General features: G+C 68.0%; 15 protein-coding genes. 12 read left to right on the top strand and 3 right to left on the bottom strand.

All coding sequences use genetic code 11. The annotated features are described in order from the left end of the window. The first annotated feature begins 120 nt into the window (after positions 1-120). The 3 genes from OP86_RS25815 to OP86_RS36895 all read left to right on the top strand — a co-directional run bounded on the left by OP86_RS25815 (position 121) and on the right by OP86_RS36895 (position 3,852). Entirely contained in the window at positions 121-1,842 is a 1,722-nt protein-coding gene (locus OP86_RS25815; RefSeq protein WP_030259385.1) for a recombinase family protein, read from the top strand. A gap of 644 nt (positions 1,843-2,486) precedes the next feature. Further along, a complete protein-coding gene (locus OP86_RS25810; protein ID WP_030259382.1) occupies positions 2,487-3,659 on the top strand; it encodes a phage major capsid protein in 1,173 nt (390 codons plus the stop codon). A 16-nt stretch (positions 3,660-3,675) separates the two neighbouring features. Next, a complete protein-coding gene (locus tag OP86_RS36895) occupies positions 3,676-3,852 on the top strand; it encodes a hypothetical protein (RefSeq protein WP_157849840.1) in 177 nt (58 codons plus the stop codon). A 698-nt stretch (positions 3,853-4,550) separates the two neighbouring features. Here OP86_RS36895 and OP86_RS25800 read toward each other — a convergent pair. After that, complete coding sequence (locus tag OP86_RS25800) at positions 4,551-5,279, bottom strand: GntR family transcriptional regulator (protein WP_030057144.1); 729 nt, start codon at positions 5,277-5,279, stop codon at positions 4,551-4,553. A 153-nt stretch (positions 5,280-5,432) separates the two neighbouring features. Here OP86_RS25800 and OP86_RS25795 point away from each other — a divergent pair, with 153 nt between their 5' ends. From OP86_RS25795 to OP86_RS25775, 4 genes are all read left to right on the top strand, one after another. After that, positions 5,433-5,639: a hypothetical protein gene (locus tag OP86_RS25795; protein WP_157849839.1), complete on the top strand. Its 207-nt coding sequence runs from the start codon at positions 5,433-5,435 to the stop codon at positions 5,637-5,639. 321 nt (positions 5,640-5,960) lie between these two features. Continuing rightward, positions 5,961-6,200 (top strand): hypothetical protein, encoded by a 240-nt coding sequence (locus OP86_RS25790; RefSeq protein ID WP_030057146.1) that lies wholly within the window; start codon positions 5,961-5,963, stop codon positions 6,198-6,200. Positions 6,201-6,288: 88 nt separating this feature from the next. Beyond that, the gene (locus tag OP86_RS33955) at positions 6,289-7,158 is read left to right on the top strand and encodes a JmjC domain-containing protein (protein WP_030057147.1); all 870 of its coding nucleotides are present in this window, start codon (positions 6,289-6,291) and stop codon (positions 7,156-7,158) included. 318 nt (positions 7,159-7,476) lie between these two features. Then, complete coding sequence (locus OP86_RS25775; RefSeq protein ID WP_030057149.1) at positions 7,477-7,782, top strand: DUF6087 family protein; 306 nt, start codon at positions 7,477-7,479, stop codon at positions 7,780-7,782. Between the two features lie 50 nt (positions 7,783-7,832). Here the strand turns inward: OP86_RS25775 and OP86_RS25770 are convergent, their stop codons facing one another. Further along, a complete protein-coding gene (locus OP86_RS25770; RefSeq protein WP_030057150.1) occupies positions 7,833-8,063 on the bottom strand; it encodes a GntR family transcriptional regulator in 231 nt (76 codons plus the stop codon). Positions 8,064-8,232: 169 nt separating this feature from the next. On the opposite strand from OP86_RS25770, the gene OP86_RS25765 reads away from it, so the two are divergent. Beyond that, on the top strand, positions 8,233-8,601 hold the full coding sequence (locus OP86_RS25765; RefSeq protein WP_030057151.1) for a hypothetical protein: 369 nt from the start codon (positions 8,233-8,235) through the stop codon (positions 8,599-8,601). 216 nt (positions 8,602-8,817) lie between these two features. On the opposite strand, the gene OP86_RS25760 is transcribed toward OP86_RS25765, so the two are convergent. Further along, a complete protein-coding gene (locus OP86_RS25760; RefSeq protein ID WP_030057152.1) occupies positions 8,818-9,174 on the bottom strand; it encodes a VOC family protein in 357 nt (118 codons plus the stop codon). 394 nt (positions 9,175-9,568) lie between these two features. On the opposite strand from OP86_RS25760, the gene OP86_RS25755 reads away from it, so the two are divergent. From OP86_RS25755 to OP86_RS25740, 4 genes are all read left to right on the top strand, one after another. Further along, entirely contained in the window at positions 9,569-9,889 is a 321-nt protein-coding gene (locus OP86_RS25755) for a hypothetical protein (protein WP_030057153.1), read from the top strand. Positions 9,890-9,987: 98 nt separating this feature from the next. After that, positions 9,988-11,598, top strand: a complete 1,611-nt coding sequence (locus OP86_RS25750) for a Rieske 2Fe-2S domain-containing protein (protein WP_030057154.1) — start codon at positions 9,988-9,990, stop codon at positions 11,596-11,598. Between the two features lie 12 nt (positions 11,599-11,610). Beyond that, positions 11,611-12,711: a glycosyltransferase family A protein gene (locus tag OP86_RS25745; protein WP_063832460.1), complete on the top strand. Its 1,101-nt coding sequence runs from the start codon at positions 11,611-11,613 to the stop codon at positions 12,709-12,711. Then, entirely contained in the window at positions 12,708-13,790 is a 1,083-nt protein-coding gene (locus tag OP86_RS25740; RefSeq protein WP_051830628.1) for an NAD-dependent epimerase/dehydratase family protein, read from the top strand. The genes OP86_RS25745 and OP86_RS25740 overlap by 4 nt, the downstream gene beginning before the upstream one ends. Positions 13,791-13,802: the final 12 nt, after the last annotated feature.

The following is a 13,802-nucleotide window of genomic DNA, read 5'->3' as shown; positions in this document are numbered from 1 at the left end:
TTGCCCTCGGGGTCTCCCAACACTCTGGACTAGTAGTTCTGGAGTGGGCGCATGAGTACGGCAACGCTGGTCAGGGACGCGTCTGCGGGTAATGGGAAGTCGTTGCGCTCCCCGGAGAGCATGACCAATGGCACCAACCCCCTGGCCGGGACGGTCTTCACCGAGACCCTTCGGGGCGTCCGGTGCGTCCGGCTCTCGGTTCTGACCGACGAGACCACCAGCCCCGAACGACAGCGTGAGGCCGACGACCTGGTTGCCGCCGCGCTGGGCATCGACTTCGGCCAGGACGGCACCCTTCGAGAAGCCGTCGATCTGGACGTCAGCGCGTCCAAGACCAGCCCTTTCGACCGCCCGCAGCTCGGGAAGTGGCTTGCCGACCCTGGCAGCTTCGACGCCCTTGTGTGGTGGCGGTTCGACCGTGCCATCCGGTCCATGGGGCACATGCACGAGCTTGCCTCGTGGGCAAGGAAGCACCGGAAGGTGTTGGTATTCGCCGAAGGCATCGGCGGGGGCCGGCTGGTCTTCGACTTCCGGAACCCCATGGACCCCATGGCGGAACTCCAGATGCTCATGCTGGCGTTCGCCGCCCAGGTCGAATCCCAGAGCATCAGCGACCGCGTGACCGGCGCACAGGCAGCGATACGGACCATGCCCCTTCGCTGGCGCGGTGGTGGGCGTCCACCCTTCGGCTACATGCCAGCCCCCATGCCCGAGGAGCACGGCGGCAAGGGGTGGACCCTCATTCCGGACCCCGACGCGGTCAATGTGATCGAGCGCATCGTTCGGGAGCTGCTGGAAGGCAAATCGCTCTCAGCCATCGCGACCGGACTCAACGCCGACGGGGTGTTGAGCCCACGTGACTACTGGGCGAACAAGATGGGCCGCGAGAGGGGCGGCAAGACCGGCGGCGCCAAGGGACAGAGCGTCGTACGGACAGAATTCAAGTGGACGCCTGCCGTGCTCGCCCGCTTGCTCCGGAGTGAGACGCTGCTCGGCTGGAAGATGCATAAGGGCAAGCCGGTCCGCAACGAAAATGGCAACCCGATCATGTGCACTGAAAGTCCGATTCTTACCCGCGAAGAGTTCGACCAGATCGGATCTATTCTCGATGGCCGGACTAAGAGCTGGTGCAACGAGCGAACGGACAGTAATGCGCTTCAACTCGGCGTCATTCATTGCACCGGGTGTGGCGGTCGCATGTATCTGAACCCGCAAAACACGACCCGGAATCACCCGAACTACGGCTGCGGACACCATGCACGGGGAGTCAAGTGCCCCGCACCTGTCTACATCCGGGCCGACTGGGCAGACGAGTATGTGAGCACTGAATTCTTGCGACAGGCAGGCCCGATCTCGGTCACCCGAATTATCGAGATACCCGGATACGATCCGCAGCCCGAAATTGAAGCAACCAGCGCAGAACTTGAAGAGCACTACGAAGAGAAGAGAGAGCAGAAATCCGTGACGGCAATGACCATATGGAAGAAGCGGCGTGACGCACTGGATAGTCGATTGACCGAACTGGAGTCCCGCGAGAAGACGGAGCCGCAGCGCATCGTCACAGCCACCGGACGCACCTACGCGGACGAGTGGGCAGATGCGGACACGGAGGGGCGCCGCCGCATGCTGGTCGACGCGGGCGTGCGACTGGACGTCCGGAAGGGCACTCGCGGCGGGTGGCGGACCCTAGACCCGCAACGCGTCGAGTTCAGCATCTCCGGCGAGCTGGACGCGCCCATCGAGGAGCTTGCTGGGATTTCCCAAGCACTGGACTCCGAAGCCCGGGGAGACATCCCAACGCCCCGCAGCAAGGTTCGGCTAGCGGCCTCCGCAGCCGCCTGACGACCCCAACAGCCCCGGCATGGCCTCTGAGCCCGCCGGGGCTTTCTCATGCCCGGAAGCGGCCGCCTATGGCCCCTTCAGGGGCTCTCACACAGGAAGGTCAGCGGGCACTACTGCCTCTCAGCGACGGCAGGCGGCGCCTGGTGTGGTGAAGTGGTGGTTCGGATGCTCTTTTCGGTATGCCTTAAGAAACTCCTTAGCATATTGAAAACAGCCAGCAAACCGTCACTTCACCACGCTGGCCGGCTCCGGCTACCCCAGGACCGCCCCTGACGCCGGTGAAGCGTGCGCCGAGCCCGCCCCGGTCGTGACCACCTACTTCCGGTAGTAGGTGGTCGGCTCTGGCACTCAACACCACAGCCCCAACCGCTCCAGCGACCGGCTGCCAAGCCCCTAGGCTGACGCACTGACGATTTGATGCATTTTTCGGAACACCATAGAAAACTCTAAGGCAATCCGGATCGACCGGAAAACCATCAAACCGTCAGAGGAAGTCCTTGCGCTCTAGTGCTCCATGAGAAGACAGCGTCGCCTCTCCGACTGATGAGCTGCCGGGGGAGTCCCCGCGCTCCAGTGGGGTGTGAAATCACAGTTAGGCGCCGCGCCTTCGCTGGCCCCTGAACCTTCCCAGAGCGGAGTACAGCATGAACCATGCCGAAATTGCGCAGATAGCGATAGACAAGCGAGAGGTCGCCATAAGGAAGCTTCGCGAGCTTACCGACGGCGCGAAGAACCGTTCGCTTACTCGCGGCGAAAAGAAGCGAGAAGGCGAACTGCTCAACCTCATTGCCGAGGAGGATGGGAATGCGAAGCGGCATATCTCCGCTGCCGCCGCTGAGGATTCGGCAATGCGCGCACAGTCCCCGCTTCGCGGCGCCACATTCATAGAAGGCATCGAGCGCTTCTCGAAGACGCCTTCGAGTGCCACGCCCGGGGAACTCATGCATCGCTCGCTGGAAGCGTCCAGGGGCATCACCACAGCCGGCACGGGAAAGGCGTTCTCTCCCGAGCAGGTGGCGAAGAACTTCGTTGACCTCCTCGCGCCTCAGTCGGTGGTCATGGCATCCGGCGTGAACCGGGTGGAGACGGACGCCGAGACCTATTCATTCCCGGTGATCAGGTCGGACTTCTCCGCTGGATTCGTCGGGGAGCTGGACGACCTTCCGACCGGCGGTTTCGGAGCTGAGCCACTCAAGGTCACTCCGAAGAAGATCGCCGTTGCCGATCTGATCGCGAATGAGCTGATCCAGGACGGCGGCCCCGCCTTTCTGAACCCCATGGCGAAGTCGCTGCTACGGACCGTCGCCCTGGGGTTCGACCGGGAAGCCCTGGTGGGCACCGGCGGCGGGAAGGGCTTCGTCGGCATAGCCAACACTGCCGGGATTCAGAAGCTTGCCGTTGCGGGTGGTCTCAAGGATCTCGACCCGTTCGTGTCGGCCTTCGGCCTGCTGGAGTCCGCCAACGCGAAGGCTTCGGCAATCGTCATGGCGCCCAAGTCGTGGTCTGCGCTTATGGCGCTGCGCGAGATGTCCGGGTCGCTGAAGCCGCTTCTGAGCGAGTCGGCCGGCTCTCCCACTGCCGGAGTCCAGCGGTCGATCCTCGGGGTTCCCGTGTGGCTTTCCTCGTTCATGCCGAACGCCGATATTCTCGTGTACGAGGCGGATCAGGTTTTCGCCGTCTGGCGCAAGGATGCCGGATTCGAGATCAGCAATCAGTTTGGCTTCCTCAAGGACGGTACGGCGGTCCGTGCGATTGCCCGTGCTGCAATCGCCGTTCCGAACGCTGCCGCCGTCTGCAAGATCACCGTTTCCGCCTGATAAGGAGTTCACCGCCATGACCATCTTCAACACCGGCGAGCCGACCGCTTCCATTCGCATGACCGGCTGGATGGGCTACGGCCCGACCGGCAACGGCACCCCTTCGCGGACTCTCCAGAACGGGGAGACCTACGAGGTTCCGCAGAGTGAGGCGGAGTGGCTGGTGGGCGCTGGCCTGGCCGTACGGGTCTGACCATGTTCGTTGAACTGCTGACCGGGCTCCGGATCGACCGGGCCCCGGTAGGAGCAGGCATGCGGGTGGTGGCGCCCTCCGACGTCGGGGGGTACCTCATCGCACAGGGCTGGGGGCGGAAGGTCGAAACCGGTCACCGGGTCGGCGACGACCGCCAGCTCGTGGGGCTCAGGATCTCCCAACTCCCCAGCACAGACGAGTGGTTGAGTGAATGGCCGTCATGGATGCGGCCCGCGTGGATGCAGCCGGCTGGACGCGTGCTCCAGGACGACAGCGACCTGTCGTGGGTTCCCGTTCGCTGCCGCTCGTGCCCGCGCTACTCGTACGTGCCGGAGGACAGACTGCCTGCCGGCACCGAGCGCGAGCCGCGTTCGGATGCCTGGCTGGTCCGCTGCTCAGCATGCCGTCGACGTGCCTGATCGTGGCCGTGCTGGGTGGGCGGGGCGCTTCCGAAGTTCCCAGCTTTGCCGCCGCAGCGATCCCGGTAGCAGCACGCCGCGTACACCCTGGGTGTGATGCCGTTTTCCAGGCCCCCACGGGACAACTTGCCTGACAGTTAGGCTAGTTGGCATATCAATCCTGCGAGAAAGGCCACCCGTAAGCAGTCCTAACGGCGCGATCAGGGTGCGCAAAGTGCCCCAAAGAGCAAAGAGACCCCAGCGGATTCCCGCTGGGGTCTTTCTGCGTTCCGGGTCAGCCTAGGGCGTGTACTCGTAGCCGATGGTGAACCGGGGAGGCAGGCAAGCCTCCGTGTACTCGATCAACCCTTCGTCGTCCGACCAGCGGTGGACGAGAGCCAGGATCGAGCTGCCGACCGGTACCGCCAGGGCGGCGGCTTCGCGCTGGTCTGCCGTGCGCGCGTGCATGTCGTCGCGTGCCGCCGTGATGGTTCGACCAGTGGCTTCGAGGACTCGCGCCGTGATTCCGTCGTTCCGTCCCGGAGCCGTGTTGAGCAAGTCGGGCACAAGTGCGGCGAAGTGCGCGGGGTACCAAGACACCGCGAAGAGGGTTCGAGACTTGCCGCGCCCAGCGATGTACTCGCGACGCACCAGCTGGGCGCCGTGCTCCAGATCGAAGAGATCCGCGACGTAGAGCGGCGGAATGACGAGTTCGGCAGCCGTTACCCGGCTGGTCTCGCCCTCCATGAGGCTGGACTGGACCCTCTGCACCCGGGCGAGGCGATCCCGGCTGCTGGCGCTCACACGTGGATCATCCGCGACGAATGTCCCGCGCGGTGAAGTGCGCAGATAGCCCTCCACCTGTAGGTGCTGAAGTGACCGGCTGACCGTGGCCACGGCGACGTTCCAGCGGCCGGCGATCTCCTTGTTGCTGGGCAGCTTCGCGCCCGGCTCCAGTTCCCCCGACAGGATCCGCTGACGGAAGTGGTCTGCGATCACAGACCACGTTTTCGGCGTCTTGCTCGGCATGTTCGCTCGCTTCCGCTCGGTGGGCGCCCCCCGTTTGAGCAGACTAGTTCACTCGCAACCGTAGCGGCTGAACTAGGCCACTCTTCATCCTGGACTAGTTCACTGACTGACCGTCATGACGTCGGCGGTCGGTCTTGGCCCGAGGGAGCATGCATGCAGGTCACGGCGGGAAAGTGTGTGTGCGGCGAGTCGATCAGCGGCACCGTAGGCACGGACGGCATCAGTACGTGGACGTGCGACTGTCGCCGGTTCGGCTACCTGCTGCCGCCGGACTACGCGCTGACGCACCCGGACGAGCCCATCGTTCAGGTCTGCGGCCGGAAGCGCCCCCGGAACGTCGTCGCCCAGGCCGCCGCGTGATCGGTCGATCCTGCTGCCGACTGTGGCTTCATCGGCTTACCCATCCGGTGGTCACGGTTCAAATGTTCTGGGGCCTAAAGCTCCAATTCATGTTGCCCGTCACGCTGTTCAGCCCCCGGCGCCGACAGATCATCCGTGACGAACGCGCCCAGGTGATCCCCCGGCATCCCGAGTAGCACCCATCGACTCCCGTTCCGACCGGCTTCACTGCCAAGCGATCCCGGCCGGAAACGGGCTGCACAACCCGGGAAGAACGTTCCCGGTCGCACTGCCAAACCGGCACGGCGCCCGCCGTGCGCACGAACAAGAGGAGGAACGCTCATGAGCGAGTCCCTGGACTTCAACCCCGCGTCGCACCCCGACCTGGAGTGGTCGGTGGCGATGCAGAGCCAGCTGGACGACCAGGTCCAGTGCTTCGCCGTCGCCGACGCCGGTAACGGCCTGGTGGCCATCGCCAACATCGACAACGACAAGGCCGTGATCACCGGCACCCCCTGTGAGCTGCGCAAGCTGCGTGACGCCTTCGCCGCCGGCCAGTACGACGGCCTGATCGGCGCCTGACACATCAGCAGTGAGTGAGTGAGAGGCGACCGCCCCAATTCAGGTGGGGCGGTCGCCCCTTCCCACCCTACGAGAAAGGAGCACCGCCGTGCAGACCGCGCTTTCAAGGCTGGCCACCGACCCGAACGCCTTCCGGACCGGGTGGCCCACGGTGCCCACGGTGTACGACCGGGACGCCGCTGACCTTCAACTCCTCGCCACCCGCCAAGCGGCGCGGGAGATCCTGGCGGACCCGGACATCCGCCCCTACAGCTACGGCATGGTCCGCAGCGGGGTTCTGACCGCCGAACGTGCCTCCGCCGACCACCCCACGGACACGCTCGTCTGCAACGGGCTGCACGAGAGCTACCCGCCGATCGTGGCTTTCTGCAAGGACCTGGCCAGGCAGCTTGGCCACCCGATCACCGGAAATCTCTACCTCACCCCCGCTGGTGAGGCTCAGGGGTTTGGGTGGCACTGGGACTGCCACAATGTGCTTATCGCCCAGACCGAAGGGGCGAAGTTGTGGCGGATCTTTCGGCCGACGTTCACGGACCCGCTGGAACACCGCCACCACAACTGGTCGCGGATCGGGTTCGCTCCGGAGGACAAGGAACGCTTCGAGGCGACGGATCCCGACTACGAGTTCAACCTGACGGCCGGCCAGGTTCTCTTCATTCCGCGCGGATGGGTTCACGCGGGTCGGACCGGCCCTGATCAACACAGTCTCCACCTCACGTTCGGCGTGCAGCTGCTCACCGAACACTGGGCGCTGCAAAAGCTGCTGGAAGCCGGCGGGGAGTCGGTGGAGCTGCGCGGCGCCTTGCCTCCGAACCTTGCGGGTGCCGACTTCGAGGCCCTCGCAGAACACCTTCGTTCGACGCTGGTGAAGTGGGTGACCGACCAGTCGGCGGAGGAGCTCGGGGCGAAGCTCCGATCCGCGCAACGGATGTCCATCTACCACGGGACGCCGCAGTAGGGGTGTTGGGGAACACTGCCGGGATGGGCGTGGATCGGGCTACCAGCGGCAGGCACCGGCGGATGTGCCAGTGGGACGGGTGCCAGAACTACGCCAATCTTCGGGACCTCGACACCGGCCGTGACTTCTGTCTCGACTGTGCCCTTGCGATGCTGTACGCGGCACAAGATCCGATCACGGAGTACGTCGAGTTTGACGGGAACGAGTACTCGAAGGCTCTGGAGACGCGGGCCCCGTTCGCCTTGCTCGGTTGGCCCTTACCGCCGAACGGCGTTGGCCACTAGCCTCTGAGGGACGGCGAGGGAGAGGTAAGGACCCGTGCTCGAACCCGACGACGAAACCGTGTCCGACTGGTACGCCGCTCGGAACAACCGGCACCGCCCGCCGGGCACCCGGGACGCCATGGTCCTGGACCCCGGGGCCCGGCACGGTCTTCTCTTTCAGGACACGCCCCGTCTGGTGGTCGAGTGGGACGGGTCGGAGTGGCAGCCGGTAGGCGTGGCCGCCAACTACTCAGAGGCTTACTCGGTCATCGTCCGGCGGGGCGCCGACCCCGTTTCGCCGCAGGATGACACCCCCGTTGCGCTGCTGCGGAAGGGGAGCGGACGGCACCGTAGGAACTGAAGGCGCCACCCGCGTTCTTCCCTGCCCTGTCCGGGTTCGCCTGGGTGGGGCTACTCCGTACGGTCCGTCACGAAGCTCCCCATCCCGGTCTCGGTCCGGATCAGCCCGTCCATGCGAAGCGCCGCCGTGACCTTCTGGACGGTCGCTCGCGCTACTCCGAAGTCCCGTTCGAGTTGCACTGCCGAAATGAGATAGCCAGGCGGGTACTCGCCACTCTCGATCTTGCGGGCGATCTCGTCGCGGATCTGTCGCCACTTGGGGCGGGTCGGGTCGAACTCCATGCCATGAAGGTAATCGTCGGCGGACGCTGACGGGAATCGGGCACCATAGGGGGTGATAGACAGGGGTAGGGACCCCTAGTAAGGTCGACCCAATAGGAAGCCCGGCGACGAGGCGGTTGCAGCCGCTGATTCGTCCCGGGGATGGCCGACGCTTTCAAGGAGCGACGACATGACTCAGCTTATCGTCCTGGCATTCCTCTGGGCGTTGCGCGCGCTACTGCCGGCACGCGGAAGGCACCGTACGTCGTGGGACCAAAGGGAAGCCGCCCCGCAGCGTCCCGCGAACACCCTGCCGCTGTGCTCCGGCTTCCGGCAGCCGATCCCGCCGCACGTGATTGCCCGCACGATCATGCCGGAGTGGGAACCGGTCCGAGCACACGTGATCGCTCACACCGAGCACTACGCCACCGAAGCCGCCGCAACCCGCGCCCGCCGGGCCGCAGCGTTCGCCGCCGCACTTGACCTCCCCGACCCGGAACACTGGCTCGACACCGTAGTGACCGGCGTGCCGCACACCCTTGCCGGGGCGGTGGCGTGATGGCTGACGACGCGAAGGCGCACCGGTGCTGCATCTGCGGCACAAAGACGGCTGATGGCAAGGTTGTCGGCATCGTGGACCGCATGAGCGGCCCGGCGTACGTCCGCTGGGCGTGCCGGAACCCCTGCGCCCCGGCGAAGACCCGCTAGACCCCTCACAGCCCCGTCCGGGTTCGTCTGGGCGGGGCTTCGTAAGGCCTCTGAGCTGTCGGGATGCTCAGAAGTAGGAGTTAGAGGTGTTGGGGTCGGCGAGGACGACGAAGTCCGGGTCCTCCGGGTAGAGGTCCCAGTCGACCCGTCCCGCGCCGAGGGCGACCAGGCGGTCGACCTCGGCGGCCTGGTCGGCGGCGTCGCCGGCGTAGAGGTCCAGATGTACTCGTGGGTGCTCCTGGACGGGGGACTCGCTGAGGCCGAGCGCGAGTTGGACGCCGCTGCCGCCTCCGGCGGGGACGAGGACCGTCCAGTCGTCCTCGATGAGGCCGCCGCGTGGGGCGTAGTCGAGGACAGCCGTCCAGAACGCGACCGCGCGGGGCATGTCGGAGACACCGAGGACGAGGGAGCCGATCGTCAGCATGTCGCCATTGTGGCGGAGCGTCAGGCGTCCTGTCCGGATGGTGGAACGCTCGACCGGGGCTGCGGGCTGACACCTTCCGACCTGACCGGAACAGGCCAAGCCCGGACGACGCGCAGCTCAGCAGGGGTCGCACCCCTCCCCCGCCTGCTGGCCCGAAGGTGCCACGCGTTTCGTGCCACCCCTGGATCACTGCGCTCCTTCCGACGTGCGTGCGAATCTTGTCGCCGCTGAGGCCGCGGACGAATGCGGCCCGAATCCCCCACGTCGATCCGAAGGACTTCGCCATGCCCAGTTCCGTGCACCCTGCCCGAGCCGCCGCCTCCGCTGCCTCGGTGGGCGACGGCTTCTCCTGGGGCTGACCGGCCGTCGGCCCCCTCACGCCCCGGGACTTCCGGTGCACCTCGTCGGCGTCCTGCTGACCGCCACGGCGCGCGTGTCGGCGGACGCCTGGCCGACCGCCGGGGCCGCGCTCTCGGCCCTCGACAGCGTCACGTCCGCTCGCGACGGCGTCGAGCACGCCCACGTCCACGTCACCGACCGGGGCATCCGCCTGACGCTCTACCTGGCCGGCTGCGACCGGGTCGATGCCGTCAGCCGCGCCGTCACCATCGCCCACCGGGTCGTCGATGCCCCGCTGGTGCTCTCCGGCTTCGCCGTCGCGGACTTCAAGGTGCTCGACCGGCCGTCCGCCGGCCCGCGGCCCGCATCCCCGTGACAGCCGCAACGGCCTTCTCCCCCACCGCCGTTGCGTCCCCCCGGCCGCCTCCCCCGGGCCGCTTCCTCCTGACGTCGCTCGACTGACCTTGGAGACTCATGCGCATCACATCCGTCGGCCACGCCGGCCTGCTCGTGGAGACCAGTGCCGGGCGCATCCTGTGCGACCCGTGGTTCAACCCGGCCTTCTTCGCCTCGTGGTTCCCGTTCCCCGACAACGAGTCGATGGACACCGCCCGGCTGCACGCCGCCGAGTACCTGTACGTCTCCCACCTCCACCACGACCACTTCGACGCCGAGTGGCTGCGCACCCGGATGTCCAAGGACACCGTCGTCCTGCTCCCCGACTACCCGGTCCGCGACCTGCGCACGGCCATGGAGGACCTCGGGTTCCGCCACTTCGTCCAGACCCGCGACCTCGAACCGACCGAACTCCACAGCGGCGTCCGGGTCATGGTCAACGCGCTCACCTCACCGACCGACGGCCCGATCGGCGACTCCGCGCTCCTCGTCGACGACAACGGGACGCGCATCCTCAACCAGAACGACGCCCGCCCCGTCGACGAGCCCCGGATCCGCGAATTCGGCCCGCTCGCCGGCCACTTCCTCCAGTACTCCGGCGCGATCTGGTACCCGATGGTCTACGACTTCCCCGACCGGATGAAGCAGACCGTCGGCCGCCGCAAGCGCCGCAACGGCATGACCCGCGCGCTGAACTACGTCGAGCAGTACGGTGCCGAGCACGTCTTCCCGTTCGCCGGGCCGCCCTGCTTCCTCGACGAGGAGCTGTTCCACCTCAACGACCTGGACGGGGACGCCTCCAACATCTTCCCCGACCAGTGGGTCTTCCTGGACTTCCTGCGCGAGCACGGCGTGACCAACACGCACCTGCTGCTGCCCGGCACCGTGGCCGAACTCGGGCCCGACCGCAGCTGCCGGATCGAGCAGGTCGACGAGCGGGAGGTCGCCCGGATCCGCGACGACCGGACCGGCTACCTGCGCGACTACCAGGCCCGCCGTGCCGGCCGGATCCGCGCCGAGAAGGCGGACTGGCCGACCACCCGCACCGACCTGCTGCGAGAGCTCCAGGACTGGGTGGAGCCGCTGCTGCGGCACGCCGACCGCACCTGCGCCGGCATCAACGGCCGCGTCCTGGTCGAGGTGGTGGACGAAGCAACCAGCCCGCACGGCCAGGGCGCCCCCGCCGAACAGATCCTCCTCGACTTCCTGGACCGCCGAGTACGCCGCTGGGAGGGCGAGGAGTGCCGCTACCGCTTCACCCTGCCCCGGCCGCTGGTGGAGCGGATGGTCGCCGAGCGCTGCCCCGACTGGGCCAACGAGCTCTTCCTCTCCTGCCGCTTCAAGGCCGCCCGCAAGGGCCCCTTCAACGAGTTCGTGACCACCTTCTTCGCCTCTCTCTCGACCGAGCGGATGTCCTACGTCGAGGGCTACTACGCGGAGTCGGAGCAGACCGAGGAGCGTGCCGGGGCCGGCGACTACGTCGTCCAGCGGCTCTGCCCGCACCTCAAGGCGGACCTGGTCCGGTTCGGATCCCACCGGGACGGCGTCCTCACCTGCCGACTGCACGACTGGGAGTTCGACCTGGCCACCGGGCGCTGCCTGACCAGTGACGACCGGAAGATCATCAGCGAGGCGCGGATCGGCCCGCCCGGCGATGACCCGGACCTGCCCGAGATCCCCGCAGCCTGAACAGGACCGTTCATGAGCCTTCCCCTGGTGTCCGTGGTCATCCCGCTCTACAACGACGCCCGCACCCTGCCCGCCTGCCTGGAGGCGGTGGCCGCCCAGACCTACCCCAACCTCGAAATCGTCGTGGTCGACGACGCCAGCACCGACGACTCCGCCGCGGTCGCCGCCCGGTACCCGTGCCGGCTGATCCGCCAGGAGACGAACGCGGGGCCGGCCGAGACCCGCAACCGCGGCGCCCGGGAGGCCCGCGGCGAGATCGTGTTCTTCCTGGACGCCGACGTCGGCCTGTCGCCGACCTCGGTCGCCTCCGCGGTGGAGCAGCTGGCCGCCGATCCGCAGGTCGGATCGGTCTGCGGCATCACCGACAAGCACCCGCTGCTGCCCACCACCAGGGTCGGCGACTACCGGATCCTCCAGTCGTACTACTGGCGGATCAGCTCCGAGGGCACCGTCACCCCCTGGTTCTCCGCCCTGGCGGCCATCCGCCGGGCGCTGTTCCTGGAGTCCGGCGGGCTGAACCCGGCCCTGCGCCAGACCGAGGAGATCGACTTCGGTGTACGGCTGTCCGCCAGCCACCGGATCGAGCTCAGCTCGCAGGTCGTCGGCCGGCACAACGACGAGGAGCAACTGTCGGGCCTGGTCCGCAAGTTGTTCCGCCGGGCCCGGCTGCGCGTGCCGCTCTACGTGGACCACCGGGGCTTCATGCGCGGGTTCGAGACCCGCTCCCGCGCCGTCGCCGCGCTCGCCGCGGCCGGGGCGGTGGCCTCGCTGCCGCTGGCCCTGCTGTCCCGCCGCACCCTCCCGGCCACCGCCGCGCTGGCCGCCGGCGCCGTGCTCGCCGACCGCGGCTTCCACGCCTTCCTGGTCCGCGAACGCGGCGTCGCGACGGCGGTGGCGTACACCGCCCTGCACTTCGCGGCGGGCGCCGCCGTGACCGCGGGCGCCGCGGTCGGGGCCGGGCAGTGGCTGCTCAGCCCGGAGTTCCGGCTGCTGTACCGGCGGCAGACGGCACCCGCCGGCTCCGACCGGCCACCGCTCACCCGGACCGCAGCGACTACCGACGCACCGGCCACCGACACGGCAGCCACCGACGCACCGGCAGGCCAGGCATGACCACCAACCGCGCAGGCACCAACGCCGCCCGCCCCCAGCAGATCCTGCTCACCGGCGCGGCCGGCTTCCTCGGCAGCGCCCTCGTCCGCCGCCTCGGCAGCTCGCCCGGCCACCGGATCGTCGCCCTCGACCGCCGCCCGCTGCCCCCGGAACTGGCCGCCCTGCCCTCCGTCGAGACGGTGGTCGGGGACGTCCGGGACCGCACGCTGGTCGGCCGGCTGACCGCCGGGGCGGACGTGGTCGTCCACGGCGCCGCCGCGCTGCCGAGCCACCCGGCGGCGGAGATCCGCTCGGTGGACGTCGACGGCACCCGTACCGTCCTGGAGGCGGCCCGGCGGGCCGGTACGGACCGGGTCCTGCACATCTCGTCCACCGCGGTGTACGGGCTCCCGGAGTCGACCCCGACGCCGGAGTCCCACCCGCTCGTCCCGGTCGACCCGTACAACGCCGCGAAGATCGAGGCCGAGCGGCTCTGCGCCGACCACCGCCGCCAGGGGATGTGCGTCCCGGTGCTGCGTCCGAAGACCTTCATCGGCCCGGGCCGGCTGGGCGTGTTCGCGATGCTCTTCGACTGGGCGCTCGACGGCCGGGGCTTCCCCGTCCTCGGCGGCGGCCACACGCTCAACCAGATGCTGGACGTCGAGGACCTGTGCGACCTGGTGACGGCGATGCTGACCATGCCGGGCGAGCGGATCAACCGGGAGTTCAACGTCGGAGCGGCCGAGTACGGCTCGTTCCGCGAGGACTGCCAGGTCGTGCTGGACCTCGCCGGGCACGGCAAGCGGGTCGTCCCGCTGCCGCTCGGCCCCGCCAAGGCCGCGCTGCGGACCCTGGCGGCGCTGCGGCTCTCGCCGGTCTACGGGCGGCTCGTCCAGAAGCTCACCCGGGACTCCTGCGTCGACATCACCGCGGCCCGCGAGGTGCTCGGATTCCACCCGCACCACTCCAACGCCACCGCCATCGAGCGCAGCTTCACCTGGTACCGCGCGAACCGGTCCGCCGTGGGCGCCACCACCGGCCGGACGCACTCCGACCGCTGGCGCGAGGGTGCCCTACGCACGGTCAAGGTCCTCTTCTGACCGCGCAGGCCC

Source organism: Streptomyces novaecaesareae, from assembly GCF_000716875.1.
GTDB lineage: Bacteria > Actinomycetota > Actinomycetes > Streptomycetales > Streptomycetaceae > Kitasatospora > Kitasatospora novaecaesareae.
Note: the sequence above shows the minus strand (reverse complement) of the source record. Positions and strands in the feature narration are given on the sequence as shown.

Coding starts and splice junctions, on each gene's coding strand:
- OP86_RS25795 (WP_157849839.1), top strand. CDS start 5,433: ATGCAGGTCACGGCGGGAAAGTGTGTGTGCGGCGAGTCGATCAGCGGC.
- OP86_RS25790 (WP_030057146.1), top strand. CDS start 5,961: ATGAGCGAGTCCCTGGACTTCAACCCCGCGTCGCACCCCGACCTGGAG.
- OP86_RS25815 (WP_030259385.1), top strand. CDS start 121: ATGACCAATGGCACCAACCCCCTGGCCGGGACGGTCTTCACCGAGACC.
- OP86_RS25740 (WP_051830628.1), top strand. CDS start 12,708: ATGACCACCAACCGCGCAGGCACCAACGCCGCCCGCCCCCAGCAGATC.
- OP86_RS36895 (WP_157849840.1), top strand. CDS start 3,676: ATGACCATCTTCAACACCGGCGAGCCGACCGCTTCCATTCGCATGACC.
- OP86_RS25800 (WP_030057144.1), bottom strand. CDS start 5,279: ATGCCGAGCAAGACGCCGAAAACGTGGTCTGTGATCGCAGACCACTTC.
- OP86_RS25810 (WP_030259382.1), top strand. CDS start 2,487: ATGAACCATGCCGAAATTGCGCAGATAGCGATAGACAAGCGAGAGGTC.
- OP86_RS25760 (WP_030057152.1), bottom strand. CDS start 9,174: ATGCTGACGATCGGCTCCCTCGTCCTCGGTGTCTCCGACATGCCCCGC.
- OP86_RS25745 (WP_063832460.1), top strand. CDS start 11,611: ATGAGCCTTCCCCTGGTGTCCGTGGTCATCCCGCTCTACAACGACGCC.
- OP86_RS25750 (WP_030057154.1), top strand. CDS start 9,988: ATGCGCATCACATCCGTCGGCCACGCCGGCCTGCTCGTGGAGACCAGT.
- OP86_RS25770 (WP_030057150.1), bottom strand. CDS start 8,063: ATGGAGTTCGACCCGACCCGCCCCAAGTGGCGACAGATCCGCGACGAG.
- OP86_RS25765 (WP_030057151.1), top strand. CDS start 8,233: ATGACTCAGCTTATCGTCCTGGCATTCCTCTGGGCGTTGCGCGCGCTA.